This window comes from Streptomyces similanensis (assembly GCF_039543625.1).
GTDB classification, from domain to species: Bacteria; Actinomycetota; Actinomycetes; order Streptomycetales; family Streptomycetaceae; genus Streptomyces; species Streptomyces similanensis.
In genome coordinates, this window is sequence record NZ_BAABKC010000006.1 from 95196 (window position 1) to 115660 (window position 20465).

The window sequence follows — 20465 nt, forward strand, 5'->3', positions numbered from 1 at the left end:
CGTACAGGACCCCGGTGGCCGCAGCCGTACGGGACCCCTGTGGCCGCGGCCGTAAGGGCTCCCGGTAGCCGCGTAGCCCGGACGGCCCGCGTCCCGCGCGGGCGGCCGCCCGCGGCGTGAGGATGGGGGCATGCCGAACCCCCGCGGGCTGCGCGCCGCCGCCCTGACCTCGACCGCCGTCCTGCTGGCCGCCCTGCTGGCGGGGTGCGGCGACGACACCGGCCCGGGCGGCGGGGCCCCGTCGGGGCAGACGCCGGCCTGGAAGGACTGCCCGCCGCCCTCCGCGGCCGAGGGCGGCGGCACGGCGCCGTCCCCGCCGCCGGGCGGCGGCGCCTGGCAGTGCGCCACGATGCGGGCGCCCCTGAACTGGGCCAAGCCGAACGGCGAGACGATCGGCATCGCGCTGATCCGGGCGAAGGCGAGCGGACCGGGCAAGCGCATCGGCTCGCTGATCTTCAACTTCGGCGGCCCCGGCGGCTCGGGCGTGAGCACCCTGCCCTCCTTCGCCCCGGACTACGCCAAGCTGCGCACCCGCTACGACCTGGTCAGCTTCGACCCGCGCGGGGTGGGCCGCAGCACGCCCGTGGTGTGCGAGAGCGACAGCCAGCTGGACCAGTACTTCCAGCAGGACGCGACCCCCGACGACGCCGCCGAGCGGGCCACGTACCTGAAGAACACCGCTCGGTTCAACGCGGCCTGCGAGAAGAACTCCGGCAAGGTCCTCCCGTACGTGCGCACCACCGACGCGGCCCGCGACATGGACCTCATGCGCCAGGTCCTCGGCGACGAGAAGCTGCACTACTTCGGCATCTCCTACGGCACCGAACTGGGCGGCGTGTACGCCCACCTGTTCCCGCACAAGGTCGGCCGCGCCGTCCTCGACGGGGTCGTCGACCCCACCCAGGACCCCGAGCAGAGCTCGCTCGGCCAGGCCAAGGGCTTCCAGCTGGCCATGGACAACTTCGCGCGGAACTGTGTGTCGCAGGTCGCCGACTGTCCCGTCGGCGACTCGGCGCAGGACGTGAAGAACCGGATCGCCGCGCTGCTCAAGAAGCTCGACGCCCACCCGATCCAGGGTATCTTCCCGCGCCGCCTGACCCAGACCGCGGCGACCAACGGCATCGCCCAGGCCCTCTACTCCAAGGAACTGTGGCAGCCCCTCACCGAGGGCCTGGAGGACGCCTACGAGGGCGACGGCCGGATCCTGATGCTGCTGTCCGACGCGATGAACGGCCGCGACCAGAACGGCGAGTACAGCAACCTCGCGGCGGCGAACGTCGCCGTCAACTGCGCCGACGAGAAGCAGCGGTACGACGCGGCGTACGTCCAGAAGAAGCTGCCCGCGTTCCGGGCGGCCTCGCCGCTGTTCGGGGACTTCCTGGCCTGGTCCATGCTGAGCTGCACCGACTGGCCGGTCAAGGGCGCGGCCGACCACCCCGACGTGAGCGCGCCCGGCTCGGCGCCGGTCCTCGTCGTGGGCAACACGGGCGACCCGGCCACCCCGTACGAGGGCGCGAAGAAGATGGTGGACGCGCTCGGCAAGGGCGTCGCCGTCGAGCTGACCTACAAGGGCCAGGGCCACGGCGCCTACGACAGCAAGAACAAGTGCGTCCAGAACGCGGTCAACGGCTACCTGCTCGACGGCAGACTGCCGGCCCCGGGAACGGTCTGCTCCTGACCGCCCCCGCCCCCGCCCCCGCCCGCCGCGTCCGGCGAACGCGGCGGGGGCCGCCCGCACCCTGGGTGCGGGCGGCCCCCGCCGAGAGAAACCCGGGTGAACCGGGCGACAGGCTCAGTACACCGGCTTGTGGGGTTCGATCTGGTTGACCCAGCCGATGACGCCGCCGCCGACGTGGACGGCGTCGGAGAAGCCCGCGGACTTCAGGACGGCGAGGACTTCCGCACTGCGGACACCCGTCTTGCAGTTCAGGACGATCTTCTTGTCCTGCGGGAGGCCCTCCAGGGCGTTGCCCATGAGGAACTCGTTCTTCGGGATCAGGCGGGCGCCCGGGATGGCGACGATCTCGAACTCGTTCGGCTCGCGGACGTCGATCAGTTCGATGTTCTCGCCGTCGTCGATCCACTCCTTGAGCTGCTTGGGAGTGATCGTGGAGTCGGCCGCCGCCGCCTGGGCCTCCTCGGAGACGACGCCGCAGAATGCCTCGTAGTCGATGAGTTCGGTGACGGTCGGGTTCTGGCCGCAGACCGCGCAGTCGGGGTCCTTGCGGACCTTGACCTGGCGGTACTGCATCTCCAGGGCGTCGTAGATCATCAGACGGCCGACCAGCGGCTCGCCGATGCCGGCGAGGAGCTTGATGGCCTCGTTGACCTGGATGGAGCCGATGGACGCGCACAGCACGCCCAGGACACCGCCCTCGGCGCAGGAGGGAACCATGCCGGGGGGCGGGGGCTCCGGGTAGAGGCAGCGGTAGCAGGGGCCGTGCTCGGACCAGAAGACCGACGCCTGGCCGTCGAAGCGGTAGATGGAGCCCCACACGTACGGCTTGTTCAGCAGCACGCACGCGTCGTTGACCAGGTAGCGGGTCGCGAAGTTGTCCGTGCCGTCGACGATCAGGTCGTACTGGCTGAAGATGTCCATCACGTTCTCGGCTTCGAGCCGCTCTTCGTGGAGGATCACGTTCACGTACGGGTTGATGCCCTGGACGCTGTCCCGCGCGGACTCGGCCTTGGAGCGGCCGATGTCGGACTGGCTGTGGATGATCTGGCGCTGCAGGTTCGACTCGTCGACCTCGTCGAACTCCACGATGCCGAGCGTGCCCACGCCCGCCGCCGCCAGGTACATCAGCGCCGGCGAGCCCAGGCCGCCGGCGCCCACACAGAGCACCTTCGCGTTCTTCAGCCGCTTCTGCCCGTCCATCCCGACATCCGGGATGATCAGGTGGCGGGAGTACCTGCGAACCTCGTCTACGGTGAGCTCGGCAGCCGGCTCGACCAGGGGTGGCAACGACACGGGGACTCCGTTGGTCGGTCAATCACTACAGTTGTTCTCTCCGTAACACTGCCACGCCTTTCTTCATTCCGAGACACCTGTTCCGGTACGCGAGACGATGTCGTCCCAGTAGCCGGGCAGCCCCTCCCAGGGACGGGCGTGCCGGCCGCGGTCCGTGCGGTCGGTGAACCAGATCGTCGCCGCCCCCTGCCAGCGGGCGATGCGCAGCGCCTCGTCGAGATGGCCGCGCGGCACGCCGTGCACCAAGTGGCAGAAGCGCTCGGGCGGATACTCGGCGGTCCACTCGGCCGCCTGCGACCAGCGGTAGCGGTGCCAGGGACCGTTGAAGGTCACCAACTGGTCGGCGTTCTCGGCGTATCCGGGGTACGGATGGGTGCCGTGGCCGAGGACGACGTGGGCCTCGCCGTGCAGCGCGCGCAGCGCGGTGACCGTGCGGCGGACCTCGGGCAGGGACGCGCGGTCGGCGGGACAGTGCTCCAGGAGGAAGCCGTCGACCCGATACCACTCCAGGTAGCGGTGCGCGTCGGCGACCAGTTCGACGCGGGAGCGGGCGCCGTGGCCGGCGTCGAGGTGGCCGAGGACCCGCACGCCCGCGTTGCGCAGCCGCCCGGCGGCGTCCAGGCAGTGCGGGTCGGGCCGGACGCCGGGACCGCCGTGCGCCACGTCGAGGACGACCCAGTCCAGCGGGGCGCCGGTCCGGGCCAGCGCGTTCCACTCGGCGGAGGCCAGCAGCGGGTGGGCGCAGCCGGGCGCGCCGAGGCCGGTGCGCAGTCCGGTGGCCGGAGCGTCGGTGGCCGGACCGCCGGTCGCCGTGCAGCCGGTCGCCGTGCCGGTCAGATGCGGCATGCCGCCTCCATCCAGATGTCGGCGAGCGACTCCTCCAGGCTGATCCGCGGCCGCCAGCCGAGCCGGTCGCGGGCGGTGCGCACGTCGGCCTGCTGCCAGCTGCCGCAGCCGTCGGGGTACGGGTACGCCATCGGGGAGGGGTGGTCCGGGTCGGTGCGGGGGTGGCCGATGCCGCCTCTGAGGTGGCCGCCGGGCGGGGCGTCGAGTTCGAGCAGGGTGCCGCCGTAGCCGGCCACGCGGGCCAGGACGGAGGCGGCCTCGCGCAGCCGGACGGCGCGGCCGGAGCCGATGTTGATGACGCCCTGGGCGGCCGACAGCGAGGCGGCGTGCACGGCGCGCGCCACGTCGCGTACGTCGACGAAGTCCCGCTGGACGCCGAGGCCGCCGAGCTTGAGGTCGCTGTCGCCGGACTGCATGGCGCGGCGCATGGCCTCGGCGAGCCGGCCGAGCGGGGAGCCGGCCGGGGTGCCGGGCCCGGCGGGCGAGAAGACCCGCAGGACGACGGCGTCGAGACCGGAGCCGAGGACGAGTTCGGTGGCGGCGAGCTTGCTGACGCCGTACGGGCCGCCGGGGCGGGGCACGGCGTCTTCGGCGGTGGAGGAGCCGGGCTGGCTGGGCCCGTACTCCGCGCCGCAGCCGATCTGCACCAGGCGGGCGCCGCAGCCGCTGCGGCGCAGGGCCTCGCAGACGGTGGCGACGGCGACGGTGTTGTGCCGGGTGAGTTCGCGGGCGCCGCCGCGGGTGGCGCCCGCGCAGTTGACGACGACGCCGGGGTGGACGGCGTCCAGGAAGCGGGTGAGCGCGCCCGGGCTGCCGGTGGCGAGGTCGAAGCGGACGTCGGCGTCGTCGCCGCGGCCGAGGGCGGTGAGCTGGACGGCCGGGTCGGCGAGCAGGCGGTCGGCGACGAACCGGCCGAGGTATCCGTTGGCTCCGATCAGCAGAACCCTCATCGGGCGGCTCCCGGGATGTGCGCTCCGGTGGCCCCGGATGCTCCGGACGCTCCGGATCGGGCGGTGGTCATCTGGTGTTCTCCTTCGAAAAGGGTGGTGCGATCGGCTCCGGCGGTACGGCCGGTCGCCGACGACGCGCGCCGGACCGGCCGCGTCGGCGACTCCGGTCCGGTGCGGTCGCGGGTGTCTACGGGGGCGGGCACACGGCCGCCGGTGGCGTCCGGCCGAACGCGCGCCACGGCCGGACGCGACCTGGGGTGCGGGGCGCGGGTGTTTGCGGGGGCGCGGGTCGCGGGGCCGGTGGGCGGCCGGGCACGCCTTACGGCCGCCCCTGCGCCCCGGCGTGCGTTCCGGCGTGCGCCGGGGCATGGGTCAGGGTGCGGGACGTGGGCGTCGGCGGGCGCGGCCGTCGGCTGGACGCGCCTCGCTGTCGGCGCTGCGCACCGGCGTACGCCCAGGCCCGGGCCGGAGTGCGGGGCGCGGGTGTCTGTGGGGACGCTCGCCGCGTGGGCGGCCGTCGGCTGAGCGCGCTTCACCGTCGGCCCTGCGCACCGGCGTACGCCCAGGCCCGGGCCGGAGTGCGGGACGTGGACGACTGTGGGGGCGGTGGGTGGCTGGGTGGGTGTCATGGCTGGGGCTCCGTACCGGCGTGTGCGGAGGCGCGGCTCAGGTTGTGGGTCGCGTGGGCCAGCAGGGCCAGGGCCGCCGCCGAGCAGACCAGCGCGGGCACCCCGCCCGGACCCCAGGCGGCGACCACGGTGTCGACCGGGACCGCGAGCGCGTCGCAGCCCGGGAGGCGGCCGGCGAAGACGCTCGCCTGGGCGGCCGCCTCGGCCAGGGCGGCGGTGCCGAGGGCGACGGCGGGGGCGTGGGGGAAGCCGTGCACGGTGAGGAGGCGGGCGAGCAGCAGCAGGGCGCCCAGGGAGAGGACCTGCGCCTGGTCGGCGGGCTCGCGCAGGACCGCGCCGCACCCGGCGAGCAGCGCGGCCAGCGCGCCCAGGAACAGGGCGAACAGGCCCAGCAGCAGCGGCCGTGCGGAGGCGGCGAACTCGTCCAGGCCGCGGCTGGTCGTCAGCCGCCGCCGGGCGCGCACGGCGAAGAGGTGGGCGGCGCAGAGCGCCGGGACGCAGCCGAGGGCGAGCGCCAGCACGGGCGCGGCGGCCAGGGGCCAGGGGCCGGTGGCGGTGCCGTCGGGCAGTCCGTCGGGGCCGCCGCCGACGGCCGCGTCGAGCAGGCCGTCGCCGAGCACGGCGTAGCCGAGGAGCCAGCACGTCCAGGCGCGGGTGCCGGGAGCGCGGTCGCCGGGCGGCCGGCCTCGGCCGGTGGCCAGGGGGCCGCGGCGGAGCACGGCGCGCACGGCCAGGGCGACGGCGAGGACCGCGGCCGCGGCCACCGCCAGGCGCGCGCGGCCGTCGGTCAGCCGCAGTCCGGCGAGGCCCGCCGCGCACAGGGCGCCGGGCAGCGGGGCGAGCAGGAACGGCCCGAGCCCGGCGCGGGGTTGGTCCGTGCTCCTCGGGTACGGGACCGGCTCGGCGTCGCGCGCGACGCGGGCGTACATCTCCTCGGCGAGGGAGAAGACGTCGCGGTGGCGGAAGCGCGCGGCGGTGCGGTCGGTGACCCCGTGCGCCTCTAGGCCGGCGGCGATCTCCAGCGGGTCGACCGCGTGTGCGCACAGGTCACGGTGACGGCGCATCAGCACCTTGACCGGGTCGGCGCCGCCGCGCGGGGAGGCGGTGCCGGACACGGGCGGCACGGCGGACGCGGCGGACGGCGCGCGGTCGAGGACGGGGCCGAGGCCGGAGGCAGGGGCGGGGGTGAGGCCGGGGCCGAGGTCGAGGCCGGGGGCGAGGTCGAGGCCGGGGGCGAGTGGCTGCCGCCGCTGCTCGGGGGCGGTCATCGGGCGGCCTCCGAACCCGCGGAGCGGGTGAGCGAGGTCGCCGCCCACGCGGGGCCGCCGCGCGCCGTGCGCGGGGTCGCGGCGGCGGGCGGGCCGGTCCAGCGGCCGGCGACATGGGCCTCGGCCGGGGCCGCGAACGGGAGCGGTTCGCCCGCGCGGTCCAGGACGACGCGCCGGACCGGGCTCCGCGCGACGATTTCGAGGTAGAGGCCGTGGAAGGCGGCGGTGTTCTGCTCGACTGTGAACAGTTCGAGCGCGCGGGCGCGGGCGGCGGCTCCCAGGCGCGCACGGCGCTCGGGGTCGCCCAGCAGCGTCGCGCACGCCTCCGCGAGCGCCTGCGGATTGCGCGGCGGGACGACGAGGCCGGTGCCGCCGACGACCTCGACGACGGCGCCCACGTCCGTGGTGACGGTCGCCCGTCCGCAGAGCATGGCCTCGACCAGGCCGAGCGGGAAGCCCTCCACGACGCTCGACAGGACGATCACGGAGGCCGCCGCGTAGGCGTCGGCGGGGGTGGGCGCCTCGGGGCCGCCGGTCTCCTCGAAGGAGACCGGGTTCTCCCCGGCGGTGTGCGGGCCCGCGGCCTCGTCCGGGAAGAGCTGGGCGGCCACCGCCTTGCAGTGGGCGAGGTAGGCGGCGCCGTCGGGACCGCTCGCCGAGCCCACGATCCGCAGCCGCGCCCCGGGCCGTGCGGTGTGCACCCGGGCGAAGGCGTGCAGCAGGGAGACCAGGTCCTTGGCGGGCTCGACGCGGCCCACCCACACCAGCGTGTCCGGGGCGGCGGCCTGCGGGGCCTCGCCGACCTCGGTGAAGGGGGCGGCGTCCATGCCGGGGTGGACGGTGCGCAGCCGGGCGCGGTCCGCGCCGCAGCGCTCCTGCCAGCGCCGGGCGTGGGCGTTGCCGTGGGTGACCAGGGCGGCGCGCTGGTAGACCTCGGCGGCGAGGGCGCCGTGGAAGGCGGCGAGCAGAGCCCGCACGGCGGGTGCGGCGCCGGTGGCGCGGGAGGCCAGGTAGTGCGAGCGCAGCGGCACGCCGTACTCGGTGACCAGGAGGGGGACGTCGCAGAAGTGGCGGGCGAGGAGGCCGGGCAGCGCGGCGGCGCCGCCGGCCGTCGTGTGGCACAGGTCGGCGGCGCCGAGGCCGTCCTCCTCGTGCCAGTCGAGCGAGAGGGGGCGCAGGGCGCGTTCCAGGCGGGTGGCGACGGCGAGGAGATCCGGCACGCGCGCCTGGCGCGCGGCGCGCTGTGCGCCGGGCGCGCGGCAGGCGCGTTCGAGGGCGCGGACGGCGGTGTCCGAGCGCAGGGCGCCCGCGAGTCCGCCCTCGTCGCGGGCGAGTTCGGCCAGTCCGTACAGCGCCCTGCCGAAACGGTCCGCCTCGGCGTCCGGGCCGGTCGGACGGGCCGGGTCGCCGAGGTCGGCGTCGCTCCTGGCGGTCAGGGCCGCCGCCAGTTCGCCGTAGCACTCGGCGAAGCGCCGGCGCGCGCGGCGCCCGTAGCCCGCGCGGTCGTCCTCGCCCGCGGTCCACAGGGGCGCCGTACGGACGCGGCCGACGTGCCGCGGCAGCGGGCGCCAGCCCTCGTCCTCCTGCTGCCGGGTGCGGCTGAGCGCGTAGAGGTCGAACTCGTGCTGGGTGAGCCCGCGCACGAGCCGTTCGCACCAGAGTCCGGCGTCACCGCTCACATACGGATAGCCACTCTCCGTCACCAGTCCGATGCGCACGCGTGCACCCCCGATCTCCTTCGTCCCTGGCCGCGCGGACGGCCGCCGGAAACGGTGTCGGCGGCGCGCAGCGGGACGAAGGTATGCGGACATGCCGGTGGCGCGATGGACGGTTGTCCATCGCGCCACCAGAAGGGGTGAACGGTCGTGACTTTCCCGTGCGGGTCGCGTTTGACCGCGCTAGCGGCTCGCGCCGCCACCCGGCGTCACCGCGCGGGCCCTCATCCCGCGGCCCCTGGACCTCACGCCGTGGCCGGCTCCCGGCGGGCGGCCCGGCGGCGGGCGGCGACCTCGGGGTCGAGCGCCGGAACGGCGGCCAGCAGCTGCCTGGTGTAGGCGTCGCGCGGCGCGCCGTAGACCTCCTCGGCCGGGCCCTCCTCGACGATCCGGCCGCGGTGCATCACCGCGACCCGGTCGCTGACCTGGCGCACCACGGCCAGGTCGTGGGCGACGAAGACGAGCGCGATCCCCAGTTCCCGCTGCAACTCGCCGAGCAGGGCGACGACCTGGGCCTGGGTGGTGACGTCGAGCGCGGAGACGGGCTCGTCGCACACGATCACCCTGGGGTCCGCGGCGAGCGCCCGCGCGATGCCCACGCGCTGGCGCTGCCCGCCGCTGAACTCGTGCGGGTAGCGGTCGTAGTGCGCCCCTTCGAGCCCCACGCGCTCCAGGAGTTCGGTCACCCGCCGGCGGATGCGCCCCTCGTCGCGTTCGCCGCGCGCCCGCAGCGGGTCGGCGATCGACTCGCCCACGCCGCGGCGCGGGTTGAGGGAGGAGACGGGGTCCTGGAAGACCATCTGCACGGCCGGGTGCGTCCCGTGCCGGGCGCGGCCCTCGAACCGGACCTCGCCGGCCGTCGGCTCCAGCAGCCCGACGAGCATCCGGCCCAGTGTGGTCTTGCCGCTGCCGCTCTCCCCCACGACGCCGACGGTCTCGCCCCGGCGCAGGGTCAGCGACACGTCGTCCACGGCGGTCAGCGCCCGGCCGCCGCGCCCGAACTCGCGGCGCAGGCCCGTCGCCTCCAGGACCACCTCACCGGCCAGGACCACCTCACCGGTCCCGGGAGCCTTCTCCGCGGCCTTCCCCGTGACCGCGCGGGGGGCGTCCACGCGCGGCACGGCGCCCAGCAGTTCCCGGGTGTACGCCGCCGAGGGCGCCCGGAGGACGGCGGCGACCGGGCCGTGCTCGACCGCCCGGCCGTCCCGCATGACCAGCACCTCGTCCACGCTCTCGGCGGCGACGCCCACGTCGTGGGTGACGAGCAGCAGGCCCATGCCGCTCTCCTCGCGCAGCGTGTGCAGCAGGTCGAGGATCTGCGCCTGAACGGTCACGTCGAGCGCGGTGGTCGGCTCGTCGGCGATCAGCAGGTCGGGCTCGCACGCCAGCGCCATGGCGATCAGGGCGCGCTGGCGCATGCCGCCGCTGAACTCGTGCGGGCGCGAGCGGGAGCGTCGCGCCGCGTCCGGGATGCCGACCCGCTCCAGCACCTGGACGGCACGCGCGCGTGCCGCCCGGCGCGACGCACGCGTGTGCACGCGGTACACCTCGGCGATCTGGTCGCCGACGGCGTAGTACGGGTCGAGCGAGGACAGCGGATCCTGGAAGACCATGGCGGCCCGCGCGCCGCGCAGCCGCCGCAGTTCCTCGCCGGACGCCCGCTGTACGTCGGTCCCGGCCACCGTGACCGAGCCGCGCACCCGTGCTCCGGTGCCGTGGTGCAGGCCCAGCAGCGCCGCGGCGACCGTCGACTTGCCCGAGCCGGACTCGCCGACCAGCGCGAGGGCCGCGCCCCGGCCGAGCCGGAAGGAGAGCCCGTCCACGGCCCGCACCGGCCCGAACTCCACGCTCAGGTCGGTCACTTCGACCAGATCGGTGCGGGCGTCACCCGCGCTGTCGATCGCACTCATGCGAGCACCACCCGTCGGTCGGCGACCGCGAACAGGACGTCCGCGACGGTGTTGGCGACGACCACGAAGAAGCCGACGATCAGGACCATGCCGACGACCACCGGCAGGTCGACGACGTCGACCGCGTGCACCAGCTCCTGGCCGATGCCGGGCAGGCCGAAGAGGGTCTCGGTGAGCACCGCGCCGCCGACCGCCGAGCCCAGGTTGTTGGCGTTCAGGGCGATGACGGGCGCGAGGGCGCCGCGCAGCGCGTGCCGGCCGACGACCGACCGCTCGCCGACGCCGTAGGCGCGGAAGGTGCGGATGTGGTCCTCGGCGAGCGTCTCCAGCATGGCGGCCCGGGTCAGGCGGGCGAACGTGGCGGCCTCGATCAGGGCGAGCGAGAGCCAGGGCAGCACCAGGTTCCACGCCCACTGCTCGGGGTCGTCGGTGAGGCTCACGTACTGCGGGAAGGGCAGCCACTGGAACTCGCCGCAGACGACGATCATCAGGACCAGGCCGATGACGAACACGGGAGTGGCCGTGCCCGCCAGGGTGACGGCCGTGAGCACCCGCTCGGAGATCCGGCCGCGCCGCCAGGCGGAGAGCACGCCGGTGCCGACGCCCAGGACCAGCCAGAGCACCATCGCGCCGGAGACCAGGGACAGGCTCACCGGGAGCTTGGCCGTGATGATGTCCATCACCTGCCGGCCGCTCTGGTAGGAGACGCCGAGGCAGGGCGCCGGGCAGTGCTCCACCGAGGTGCCCGTGGAGTAGTCGTGGCCGGCGACGATGCCTTGGAGGAAGTGCCAGTAGCGCACGTGGAGCGGGTCGTCCAGGCGCAGTTGCTGGGCGACCTGGTGCACCTGTTCCGGCGAGCAGCGCGGGCCGCAGGTGATCTGGGCGACGTCGCCGGGGGCGGCGTAGAAGACGACGTAGACGATGACGGAGAGGGCGAAGAGGGTGGCGAGGGCGCCGACGGCCCGACGCAGCACGAATCCGGTGAGCCCGCTGAAGGCGCTCATGCGGTGTCCTCCTTGTCGGCCCCGGCCTCCCGCTTGCGGCCGGTGCCGACGCGCAGGCGGGAGGCGGCGCGCGGGTCGAGGGCGGTGCGCACGCCGTCGCCGAGGACGGTGAGGGCGACGACCGTCACGAACAGGGCGCCGGCGGGGAGCATCAGGTACTGCGGGGCGGCCTGGTACCAGACGTCGGCCGCGGTGAGCATCTGTCCCCAGGACGGGGTCGGCGGCTTCACGCCGACCCCGAGGAAGGACAGCGCGGCCTCGGTGGAGATGTTGATGGGGACGAGCAGCGCGGCGTAGGTGATGACCGGCGCGGCAAGGCCGGGCAGCAGTTCGCGGCGGGTGATCCGCCAGGCGCCCCAGCCGCTGAGCCGGGCGGCGGCGACGTAGTCCAGTCCCTTGAGGGTGAGCGTCTGGGCGCGGACGATCTTGGCGGTGTTGCCCCAGGCGATCAGGCCGATGACGAGGGCGACCAGGACCGGGCGAGGGAAGCTCTGCGGCACGATCGCGAGCAGCGCCAGTGACATGATCATCAGCGGCAGGGCGACGATGATGTCGGTGATCCGGCTCAACAGTTGATCGATCCAGCGGTTGCCGAGCGCGGCGCCGACGCCGACCGCGACGCCGATGGCGATCTGCACGACGGTCGCGGCGAGCGCCACGCCCAGCGAGACCCGCGCCCCGTAGACGAGCCGGGCGAACAGGTCGCGTCCGGTCTGCGGTTCGACGCCGAGCCAGTGGTCGGCGCCGGCACCGCCGAAGGCGCCGACGGGCACCCCGCCGCGCGCGGAGTCGATCAGGTCGGGGTGGTAGCTGGTCGGGTCCTGGCCCTCCAGCGCGGTGAGCAGGGGGGCGGCGAGCGCGACCAGGATGAGCAGGGCGACGACGGCCGCCGCGACGAGGGCGGCGCGCTGCGCGCGCAGCCGCCGCCAGAACGGGCGGGCCCCCGGGGCCGCCGGGACGGAGACGTCCGTCGCGGCGGCCTCGGAGGCGGCGAGTACCTCACTCACGGCGTCACTTCACCGCGACCTGGGAGATGTCCAGCACGCCGGTCCAGTCGCTGATCACGATGTTCTTGACGTCCTTGCCGTACAGGCGCTTGTAGACGGGGTGGAACAGCGGCACGGTCAGGGCCTGCTCGCCGATCTTCTTGTCCAGTGCGCCCCACCGCCGGGCGGCGGCGTCAAGATCGGTCAACTTGTTGATCGCGTCAATCTCGGTGTTGATTGACGTGTCGTTCAGCAGGCCGGTGTTGAAGTTGGCGCCGTCCTTGACGATCTGCCGGCCGTCGAAGATCGGGGCCAGGAACGGGCCGCCGGAGGGCCAGTCGGCGCCCCAGTGGGCCAGGAAGAAGCCCGGCTCGCTCTTCACGTCGTGGATCTTGGACTTGTAGTCGTTGTCCTCGAGCCCCTGGAGCTTGACCGTGATGCCGGCCTTCTTCAGCGCGTCCTGGATCGCGGTCGCGATCTCCGGGCTGGTCTCGAAGTCCTTGCTGTTGGAGTGGGTCAGGGTGACGGTGAGGCCGTTCTTGTGGCCGGCCTTCGCCAGCAGTTCCTTCGCCTTGGCGGCGTTGCCGGACGCCCCCGCCGGGAACGGGTCGTAGGGCGTGTAGCCGAAGGACTTCTGGTTCGGCAGGAAGGTGGTGGCGGGCTCGGCCAGCGCGGAGCCGCCCGCCGCGTTCACGACCGAGGAGCGGTCGACGGCGTAGGCGATCGCCTGGCGCACCTCGGGGTTGTCGAACGGCTTCACCTTCGGGTTGAACGCGATGTAGTTCGTGTAGCCGAAGTGTCCGGTGCCGACGCGGGCGGCCAGCGTCTTGTCCCCGCTGACCTTGGCGAGTTCGGCCGGGCCGAGGTTGGTGTCGGTGGTGACGGCGGCGGCGTCCGCGCCCTGGGAGGCGGAGAGCCGCTGGTTGATCACCGAGGAGTCCAGGCCGGAGCGCACGTCGATCCGGTCCGGGTAGGCCTTGCGCTCGGCGTCCGTGGCGGCCGACCAGTTGGGGTTGCGCTCCAGGAGAAGGTGCTCGCCGTCGTTCTCGTTCTTGACGACCTTGTACGGCCCGGAGGAGACCGGGTGCTCCTCGTACTTGGTGCCGGTGTCCTTGCTTTTGGGCACCGGCGCGAACTGCGTCTGGGTGGCCAGGAACGGGAACTCGCCCTCGGGCTTGTTCAGGTGGAACACGAGGGTCCGGCTGTCCGGCGTCTCGATCGCGGCCAGGCCCTTCTTGTCCTTGTAGGGACCCTGGTAGTCGGCGGCGCCGACCAGCCAGTCCCGCAGGTAGGGCGCGCCGCCGGAGAGCTCGGGGGCGAAGGAACGCTCGATGCCGTACTTGACGTCGGCGGAGGTGATCGGCGTGCCGTCCTCGTACTTCAGACCCTCCTTGAGGGTGTACGTCCACACGGTCGCGTCCTTGCTGGGGCGTCCGGTGTCGGTGGCGAGGTCGGGCACGACCTTCGCTCCGGCGGCGCCGTTCTCGCGGTTGCGGGTGGTGAGGGTGCGGAAGACGAGCGAGGGGACGTTGCCGCCGCCGGAGGTGTACAGGCGGGCCGGGTCGAAGTCCTCCTGCGGCTGGGCGTTCAGGACGCTGAGGGTGCCGCCCTTGTGGGGCCGCGCGTCGCCGCCGCCGCTCTTGGCATCGCCGTCCTTGGGGCCGCAGGCGGCGGCGCCCGCTGCCACGACCAGGCTGACGGATGCCGCGGCCACGCGGCGCGCTCTGACGGACGTTTGACGCATCGGAGTGACGACCTCTCGGAGGGTGTCCCGGATCGCGAGACAGATTGACGAGGAGTGAGACGAAGGTGAGCAGACGTCTGCCTCGGCGCGGGTCGTCGGGAGACCGTGGACGCACGGCCGCCGCGCTCAGGACACGAGCACGGAGGGGCCGTTCACGGCGAAGGGGGAAGCGATGCGACGCACGCGCCGGGGGCGGGCGTCAGCGACAGTGGATGTCGGCCACACAGAGGGCGGTCACGCCGAAGAGCGCCAGCTGGATGGCGGCGCTGTTGACGGCATGACGGGACCACATGCGCAGAAATATGTACGACCATTCGGCGCATTGTCAACATGATCCACACGTTGACGGTCAACTCGCGGGATAGGGCCAGGGGTTGGGCAGGCAGTGGATTCCGTCGTGGTCGAGGAACTTCGTCTGCTGCTGCATGACGGGCGCCAGGGCGCCGTTCTTCTGACAGCTGACATGGCCGTGGCCGAGCCGGTGGCCGACCTCGTGGTTGATCAGCATCTGCCGGTAGGCGTACATCGCGTCGCCGTAGGTCTTGGAGCCCTGGGCCCATCGATAGGCGTTGATCATCACGCGCTCGGTGGCGGCCGAGTCGCAGGAGACGTTGTCCTCGGTGGTGTCCAGTCCGGACTTGGCGCACCAGACGGCGGTGGTTCCGGGACTGGCCAGGGTGATCACGAAGTCGGGCTCACCGGAGGAGATCCGCTCGAAGGTGCGGGCGCCGCCGTGGGCCCAGCTGCGGCGGTCGTTGAGGGTCTTCTGCACGGCGTCGGCGAAGAGCGCGCCGTCCAGCCCGAGGCCCTGCTCGACGTCGACGCGGTAGGTGTACTTGCGTCCCCCGCCGGGCGCCTTGGCGAAGCCCGGCACCGCCTCGAACTTCCCCGAGCCCTTCAGCGCCGGACTGAGCGGGTACTTGGTGTCCATCTTCTCGGCGTACGTCAGCGTCACCGCGCGCGGGGACGGCGCCGGGCGCGCCTTGCCGTCCGGGGCCGCGGCGGCGTGCGCGTCGCCGGCACCGCCCGAGGCCGCGGGCGTCCCGGCGCCCGGGTGGCCGTCGGTGACCTGTCCGGCGACGACGACGGCGAGCACGGTGGTGACCGCGGCGGCCGCGATGCCGGTGAACGTCCGGCCCTTGGCGACGCCCTTGCCGCGGGCGGGGTCGCCGGCGCCCGGAACGGCGGCGCCCTCCGCGGTGCGGTCGCCGCCGTTCCGGGCGGGCGGGACGGCGGAGGCGGTGGGGGCGGGCTCGGCCGGGCGCCGCGGGGCGCCGGCGGGTCGGGGGGCGAAGACGTCGTCCTCCTCGTCGAAGGCGTCGAGGTAGTCCTGCCGGGGGCCGCCCGGAGGCGCCTGCCGCTGCCTCGGGATGGGCAGACCGGGGCCGGCGGACGGGGCCGTGCCGACGCCGCCGGCGGAGCCGCGCCGACCGCGCCCGCCGCCGTCCGCGTCCTCGCTCCGGGAGCCCAGCCGCCCCCAGCCGCCCCCGGCTTCCCGCTGCTCAGGATGCCCCCCACGCGCCTGCGGCACCCCCCGCGCGGGCGTGCCGTCGGACACCCCACGAGCCTGCGGAACTCCCCGCTCGGGCGTGCCGTCGGACACCCGCGGGACGCCGTGGGCGGGCGTGCCGTCGGGGAGACGGGGAAAACCGTGGGCAGGCGTGCCGTCGGGAAGGCGCGGGGCACCGCCGGCGGGCGTGGCGCCGCCGCCCGGGAAGCGCGGGACACCCCGGGCCGGCGTGCCGTCCGGGACGCCTCGCGCCGCGGTGCCCGCACCCGGCGCCTCGGCGCCGTCCTGACTCCCCCGGCCCTCTCGGCGGCTCCAGCGGCCTCGCCGTTCTTGGCCGTCCCGGCCTTCGGAGCCCTCCCGGCCCTCCTGGTCGCTGCGGCCCCCCGGGACATCCCGGCCGTCCCGGCCCTCTCGGCCGCCCTGCCCGTCCTGTCCGTCCCGTCCTGCGGTCGTCTGCGCGCTGTCGCCCTTGGGGGCGGGTCCGCGGCGGCTGTGCCGTCCCACCTGGCCCCTCAGCCCCCCATACCCGTGCTCATGCCGGTAGTCCCCGCATCGGTTGCCTCATGTCCCTGTCCGGCGGCTTCCGCCCCGGGCTCCGTCGATTCCCCCGGCTTACCAGATGACGGACCGCGCCGTGCCGGTTCCCTCCGCTGCCCGGTGTCCGTCAGCAGTTCGCGGAACGCGGTCGCGACCGTCTCGGGGTACTCCATCATCGCCACGTGGCCCGCGTCCGGCAGGGTGAGCAGCCGGGAGTCGCGGAACGCCCGCGCCGCCCGCCGCGCCATGCGGTAGCCCACGAGCTGGTCCCGGCCGCCGTAGACCAGCAGCGTCGGCGCGAGCACCCGCTCGGCCTGGCGCCACAGCCCGTGCTGGCCGCCCAGTGTGTACGCGTCCACGATCCCGCGCGCCGAGCGTGCCATCGCGTCCCAGAAGTACGGCAGCCGCAAGCGCCGTTCCATCTCGCTCACCGCGGTGCGGAAGCCCTCGGGCGTCACCCGATCGGGGTCGCCGTAGCACAGGGCCATGACGCCGCGGACCCGCTGCTCGGCCGTCCACTCCCTGGTGAGCCGGGTGAACAGCGCGGCCACGCCCGGCAGGGCGAGCAGCCCGGTCGGCACGGCTGAGCGCTGCACGCGCAGTTCGGGCAGCGCGGGCGAGACCAGGGTGAGCGTGCGCACGAGGTCGGGGCGGAGCGCGGCGACGCGCGTGGAGACGGCGCCGCCCAGCGAGTTGCCGAAGAGGTGGACCGGTCCGCGGCCGGAGGCGTCGAGGAGGCGGATCACCGCGCGCGCGTGCGCCGTGACCGAGTAATTGCCGTCGTCCGGCGGCGGGGAGTCGCCGAAGCCCGGCAGGTCGAGCGCCTCGCCGTCGACGGTGTCGTCCAGCAGGGCCATCAGCGCCGACCAGTTCTGCGAGGAGCCGCCGAGTCCGTGGACGTAGAGCGCGGGCGGCAGGTCCTCGCGGGCGGGGGGCCGGGAGCGCACCGTGAGGGTGATGCCCGGCAGTTCGACCGAACGCAGCCGTTCGCCCTCCTCGACCGCGACGGGCGCCACCCGGGGAAGAACGTTGGCGGGCGGCACGGGAGGCAGCTCGGTCGAGGACATGCGGCAATGTTACGAGACGATCACGTAGTGGTTCATGTGTTCGCCGTCACAAAGAGGCTCTGCATCGCCGCCGAGGGCCCCTCTTCGGGCCCCGCACGGCATGGCGTCCGGATCGGGTGTCTCCTACGCTCGTACAGAGGGCACCCGCACAGCCCCCGCTTCTCGCGGGGACGTCCACCAGAAGGGAGCCCAGCAATGGCATTCGACCCGACCGATCCCGACACGTTCGAGGACGAGACCGCCGCCGAGAACGGCACCGAGATCGACGTCGAGGCACCGGAGGGCGACGCCGCCGAACAGAAGACCGACGTCGCGCCGGAGGAGGACGACTCGCTGACGGAGGTGGACCCGGCCCGCGGGAGCGAGGGCGACCTCATCGAGCAGGCCCGGGTGGTCTCCCTCGACGAGGACGACTACCGGTGAGGCTCCGGGCGGCCGGGAGCGGCCGCCGGTGACGCGGGCGTCCGCCGGTGCCCCGCGCACCGGCGGCCCGCCCCCGCCGTGCGGCGGCGCGGGCGGCCCACGGCCGGACGGGCGGCTCGACGGGCGGCTGGACGGGGATGCGGCCGCGCCCGGCCTGGAACCATGTGAAACGTTCTGCGCCGTTTCGGAACCGTCCGGTCCGTGAAATTTCGTGCTCGCACCGCGCACAGTACGGTTACCGAAAAGTACGATGGCGGCGCGGCGCACACCGCACAAGGGACGACTTCGGGAGGCGGCGTGACAGCCATCGAGCAGACAGAGGCGGCACGCCCGCGAGGCACGCGCCTGCCGCGCCGTGCCCGGCGGAACCAGCTGCTGGGCGCCGCCCAGGAAGTCTTCGTGGCGCAGGGCTACCACTCGGCCGCGATGGACGACATCGCCGAGCGCGCCGGCGTCAGCAAGCCGGTGCTCTACCAGCACTTTCCCGGCAAGCTCGACCTCTATCTCGCGCTGCTGGACCAGCACTGCGAGTCGCTCATCCAGTCCGTGCGCAGCGCACTCGCGTCGACCACCGACAACAAGCAGCGCGTCCGGGCCACGATGGACGCCTACTTCGCGTACGTCGAGGACGACGGCGGCGCCTTCCGGCTGGTGTTCGAGTCGGACCTGACGAACGAGCCCCTGGTGCGCGAGCGCGTCGACAAGGTCACCAACGAGTGCGCCGAGGCGATCTGCGAGGTCATCGCCGAGGACACCGGGCTCTCCCGCGCGGAGTCGATGCTGCTCGCCTCCGGTCTCGGCGGGCTCGCCCAGGTCGTCGCCCGCTCCTGGCTGCACAGCGACCGCAGCGTCCCCCGGGACCAGGCGGTGCAGTTGCTGACGTCGCTGGCGTGGCGCGGCATCGCGGGCTTCCCGATGCACGGCAGCGACCAGCAGCACTGAGCGCCGCCGTCCGCACGGCGGGGCGCCGACGGCCGGTTCCGGCCGTTCTCCCGCGCGCTGTTCGCTCCTGGCGTGCCCCGGCGGAGCGTGTTCGTCCCCTCACCGGGCTAATGTGTGCTGGGTACGGCGCGGAAGGTCGCGCACTTCACTGACCGTCGGAGGGACATAGCCGTGGAGGTCAAGATCGGCGTGCAGCACGCGCCCCGCGAGATCGTTCTGGAGAGCGGTCAGAGCGCCGAGGAGGTCGAGCGGGCGGTGGCCGAGGCGCTGGCCGGCAAGTCGCAGCTGCTGTCCCTCGTGGACGAGCACGGCCGCAAGGTGCTGGTCCCGGCCGAGCGTCTCGCGTACGTCGAGCTCGGCGAGCCGGCCCCGCGCAAGGTGGGCTTCGGCGCGCTGTAGGCGCTAAGGCGGAAGAACAGGGGAGGGGCCCGGCGGTTGCCGCCGGGCCCCTCCCCTGTTCTCTCGGGTTCGCTGGTTCTCTCTGGTTCTCTCCGAGCGGGCGCCCGGTGCGCGGCCGGCTCACGGGAAACGCACAAACAGCCCATAGGGGAGGGTTGTGTTCCGCAGGTCAGGGGTATGACGGCATATGACCGTCAGCACCGGCCGACCGTGTGGGAGGGAACCGTGTTGTTCTTCGAGGCGCTCGGCTCCGCCGTGCTGGGCCTGCTGTTCGGCCTGGCGGCGTTCCACCGCCTGGCGCACCGGCTGCCGTCCCGGCCGCTGGTGCTGTCGACCGGCGTCGCGGGCGCCCTGTTCGGCGACTTCGTCACCCACAGCGCGCTGGGCTCCGCCTCCGTCCTGCCGAGCCTGCTCGGCGCGGTGGTCGTCTCGGCCGCCTCGCTCTCCCTGCTGCTGCGCCCCGCGAGGAGGATGCGCCGACGATCGGCGACGGCGTGATCCGCCGCCGACGGCGCCGGCGCCTCGCCTGACCGCGGAGGGCGGCCGCGCGGGAGCCGGGCTCAGGCGGCCAGTCCCAGGGCGGACATGCGCTTGGTGTGGGCCTCGGTGATCCGGGAGAACATCCTGCCGACCTCGGCGAGGTCGAAGCCGTCGGCGACCCCGCCGACCAGCATCGTGGACAGCGCGTCCCGGTCGGCCACCACCCGCTGGGACTGCGACAGGGCCTCGCCCATCAGCCGCCGCGCCCACAGCGCGAGCCGGCCGCCGAGGCGCGGGTCCGCGTCGATCGCCGCGCGCACCTTCTCCACCGCGAAACCGGCGTGCCCGGTGTCGTCCAGGACGGCCAGCACCAGCTCACGGGTGTCGGAGTCGAGGCGGGCGGCGACCTCCCGGTAGAAGTCGCTGGCGATCGAGTCGCCGACGTACGCCTTGACCAGGCCCTCCAGCCAGTCCGAGGGCGCCGTCTGCCGGTGGAAGCCGTCGAGGGCGGCCACGAACGGGTCCATCGCCTCGGTCGGCTCCGCGCCGATCTCGGTGAGCCGGTCGCGCAGCCGCTCGAAGTGGTGGAACTCCGCCGACGCCATCTTCGCCAGCTCGGCCTTGTCCGCCAGGGTGGGCGCCAGCTTGGCGTCCTCGGCGAGCCGCTCGAACGCCGCCAGTTCGCCGTAGGCGAGGGCGCCGAGCAGGTCCACGACCGCGGCGCGGTACTGCGGGTCGGCGGCGGCCGTCGCCCAGTCCTGGGCGGCGATCCCGGTGCGCGCGGGAGAGTCGGAGACGTGGTCGGGCTTGTCGGAGCTCGTCATGAAGCGCACAATAGCCCGCTCGCCGCGCCTCGGAAGGACCTGGTCAGCGAGTGTGACGACGACTACGTGACCAATTCGGCCATCGCGTGTGCGGCATTCCGGGGTATGGTGGTAATGCGCCCGCCGAGTACGCCGATGCATCCGCTGCGTTCGGACGTATGCCGACAGGGCGCACGCATGAGGATGCCCGGTCGGTGGCCCGATCGGCTCCGACCCGACAGCCCTCCCTGACCGTACGGCACTGTGCGTACGACGATCGG

At 74.1% G+C, this 20465-nt stretch carries 18 protein-coding genes; 5 read left to right on the forward strand and 13 right to left on the reverse strand.

Annotated elements, in window-relative coordinates:
* Nucleotides 1–130: 130 nt before the first annotated feature.
* A complete protein-coding gene (locus tag ABEB07_RS02050; RefSeq protein ID WP_345666729.1) occupies nt 131–1678 on the forward strand; it encodes an alpha/beta hydrolase in 1548 nt (515 codons plus the stop codon).
* Between the two features lie 114 nt (nt 1679–1792).
* Here the strand turns inward: ABEB07_RS02050 and moeZ are convergent, their stop codons facing one another.
* From moeZ to ABEB07_RS02110, 12 genes are all read right to left on the reverse strand, one after another.
* Nucleotides 1793–2971, reverse strand: a complete 1179-nt coding sequence (gene moeZ / locus ABEB07_RS02055; RefSeq protein WP_164583728.1) for an adenylyltransferase/sulfurtransferase MoeZ — start codon at nt 2969–2971, stop codon at nt 1793–1795.
* 63 nt (nt 2972–3034) lie between these two features.
* Entirely contained in the window at nt 3035–3817 is a 783-nt protein-coding gene (locus ABEB07_RS02060) for a spherulation-specific family 4 protein (protein ID WP_345666730.1), read from the reverse strand.
* Nucleotides 3805–4767, reverse strand: coding sequence for an NAD-dependent epimerase/dehydratase family protein (locus ABEB07_RS02065; RefSeq protein ID WP_345666731.1), 963 nt, complete (start codon nt 4765–4767; stop codon nt 3805–3807). Before ABEB07_RS02065 ends, ABEB07_RS02060 begins: the two co-directional genes overlap by 13 nt.
* Nucleotides 4768–5392: 625 nt before the next feature.
* Nucleotides 5393–6664 (reverse strand): hypothetical protein, encoded by a 1272-nt coding sequence (locus tag ABEB07_RS02070; RefSeq protein ID WP_345666732.1) that lies wholly within the window; start codon nt 6662–6664, stop codon nt 5393–5395.
* Nucleotides 6661–8382, reverse strand: coding sequence for a DUF3492 domain-containing protein (locus ABEB07_RS02075; RefSeq protein ID WP_345666733.1), 1722 nt, complete (start codon nt 8380–8382; stop codon nt 6661–6663). The genes ABEB07_RS02070 and ABEB07_RS02075 overlap by 4 nt, the downstream gene beginning before the upstream one ends.
* A 242-nt stretch (nt 8383–8624) precedes the next feature.
* Entirely contained in the window at nt 8625–10289 is a 1665-nt protein-coding gene (locus ABEB07_RS02080) for an ABC transporter ATP-binding protein (protein WP_345666734.1), read from the reverse strand.
* The gene (locus ABEB07_RS02085) at nt 10286–11293 is read right to left on the reverse strand and encodes an ABC transporter permease (RefSeq protein WP_345666735.1); all 1008 of its coding nucleotides are present in this window, start codon (nt 11291–11293) and stop codon (nt 10286–10288) included. Before ABEB07_RS02085 ends, ABEB07_RS02080 begins: the two co-directional genes overlap by 4 nt.
* Nucleotides 11290–12300: an ABC transporter permease gene (locus ABEB07_RS02090; RefSeq protein WP_345666736.1), complete on the reverse strand. Its 1011-nt coding sequence runs from the start codon at nt 12298–12300 to the stop codon at nt 11290–11292. Before ABEB07_RS02090 ends, ABEB07_RS02085 begins: the two co-directional genes overlap by 4 nt.
* Nucleotides 12301–12304: 4 nt before the next feature.
* On the reverse strand, nt 12305–14023 hold the full coding sequence (locus ABEB07_RS02095; RefSeq protein WP_345666737.1) for an ABC transporter substrate-binding protein: 1719 nt from the start codon (nt 14021–14023) through the stop codon (nt 12305–12307).
* A 199-nt stretch (nt 14024–14222) separates the two neighbouring features.
* Nucleotides 14223–14315, reverse strand: a complete 93-nt coding sequence (locus ABEB07_RS02100) for an Ms4533A family Cys-rich leader peptide (RefSeq protein WP_343235777.1) — start codon at nt 14313–14315, stop codon at nt 14223–14225.
* A gap of 57 nt (nt 14316–14372) precedes the next feature.
* Nucleotides 14373–16037, reverse strand: a complete 1665-nt coding sequence (locus ABEB07_RS02105) for a DUF3152 domain-containing protein (RefSeq protein WP_345666738.1) — start codon at nt 16035–16037, stop codon at nt 14373–14375.
* Between the two features lie 8 nt (nt 16038–16045).
* Complete coding sequence (locus ABEB07_RS02110) at nt 16046–17137, reverse strand: alpha/beta fold hydrolase (protein WP_164589894.1); 1092 nt, start codon at nt 17135–17137, stop codon at nt 16046–16048.
* Nucleotides 17138–17332: 195 nt separating this feature from the next.
* On the opposite strand from ABEB07_RS02110, the gene ABEB07_RS02115 reads away from it, so the two are divergent.
* From ABEB07_RS02115 to ABEB07_RS02130, 4 genes are all read left to right on the forward strand, one after another.
* On the forward strand, nt 17333–17560 hold the full coding sequence (locus ABEB07_RS02115) for a hypothetical protein (RefSeq protein WP_164589892.1): 228 nt from the start codon (nt 17333–17335) through the stop codon (nt 17558–17560).
* Between the two features lie 297 nt (nt 17561–17857).
* Complete coding sequence (locus ABEB07_RS02120; protein WP_176150402.1) at nt 17858–18502, forward strand: TetR/AcrR family transcriptional regulator; 645 nt, start codon at nt 17858–17860, stop codon at nt 18500–18502.
* A 171-nt stretch (nt 18503–18673) separates the two neighbouring features.
* Complete coding sequence (locus ABEB07_RS02125; RefSeq protein ID WP_019980336.1) at nt 18674–18901, forward strand: DUF3107 domain-containing protein; 228 nt, start codon at nt 18674–18676, stop codon at nt 18899–18901.
* A 228-nt stretch (nt 18902–19129) separates the two neighbouring features.
* Complete coding sequence (locus ABEB07_RS02130; RefSeq protein ID WP_176152113.1) at nt 19130–19399, forward strand: hypothetical protein; 270 nt, start codon at nt 19130–19132, stop codon at nt 19397–19399.
* Between the two features lie 62 nt (nt 19400–19461).
* Here the strand turns inward: ABEB07_RS02130 and ABEB07_RS02135 are convergent, their stop codons facing one another.
* Nucleotides 19462–20205 carry a ferritin-like domain-containing protein gene (locus ABEB07_RS02135; protein WP_176150401.1) on the reverse strand — a complete coding sequence of 248 codons (744 nt, stop codon included), beginning with the start codon at nt 20203–20205 and terminating at the stop codon, nt 19462–19464.
* Between the last annotated feature and the right edge of the window lie 260 nt (nt 20206–20465).

What these genes read in the sequence shown, in the direction of transcription:
- ABEB07_RS02050 (WP_345666729.1), top strand. Translation starts at nt 131, where the DNA reads ATGCCGAACCCCCGCGGGCTGCGCGCCGCCGCCCTGACCTCGACCGCC.
- ABEB07_RS02060 (WP_345666730.1), bottom strand. Translation starts at nt 3,817, where the DNA reads ATGCCGCATCTGACCGGCACGGCGACCGGCTGCACGGCGACCGGCGGT.
- ABEB07_RS02065 (WP_345666731.1), bottom strand. Translation starts at nt 4,767, where the DNA reads ATGAGGGTTCTGCTGATCGGAGCCAACGGATACCTCGGCCGGTTCGTC.
- ABEB07_RS02070 (WP_345666732.1), bottom strand. Translation starts at nt 6,664, where the DNA reads ATGACCGCCCCCGAGCAGCGGCGGCAGCCACTCGCCCCCGGCCTCGAC.
- ABEB07_RS02080 (WP_345666734.1), bottom strand. Translation starts at nt 10,289, where the DNA reads ATGAGTGCGATCGACAGCGCGGGTGACGCCCGCACCGATCTGGTCGAA.
- ABEB07_RS02085 (WP_345666735.1), bottom strand. Translation starts at nt 11,293, where the DNA reads ATGAGCGCCTTCAGCGGGCTCACCGGATTCGTGCTGCGTCGGGCCGTC.
- ABEB07_RS02095 (WP_345666737.1), bottom strand. Translation starts at nt 14,023, where the DNA reads ATGCGTCAAACGTCCGTCAGAGCGCGCCGCGTGGCCGCGGCATCCGTC.
- ABEB07_RS02100 (WP_343235777.1), bottom strand. Translation starts at nt 14,315, where the DNA reads ATGTGGTCCCGTCATGCCGTCAACAGCGCCGCCATCCAGCTGGCGCTC.
- ABEB07_RS02110 (WP_164589894.1), bottom strand. Translation starts at nt 17,137, where the DNA reads ATGTCCTCGACCGAGCTGCCTCCCGTGCCGCCCGCCAACGTTCTTCCC.
- ABEB07_RS02115 (WP_164589892.1), top strand. Translation starts at nt 17,333, where the DNA reads ATGGCATTCGACCCGACCGATCCCGACACGTTCGAGGACGAGACCGCC.
- ABEB07_RS02135 (WP_176150401.1), bottom strand. Translation starts at nt 20,205, where the DNA reads ATGACGAGCTCCGACAAGCCCGACCACGTCTCCGACTCTCCCGCGCGC.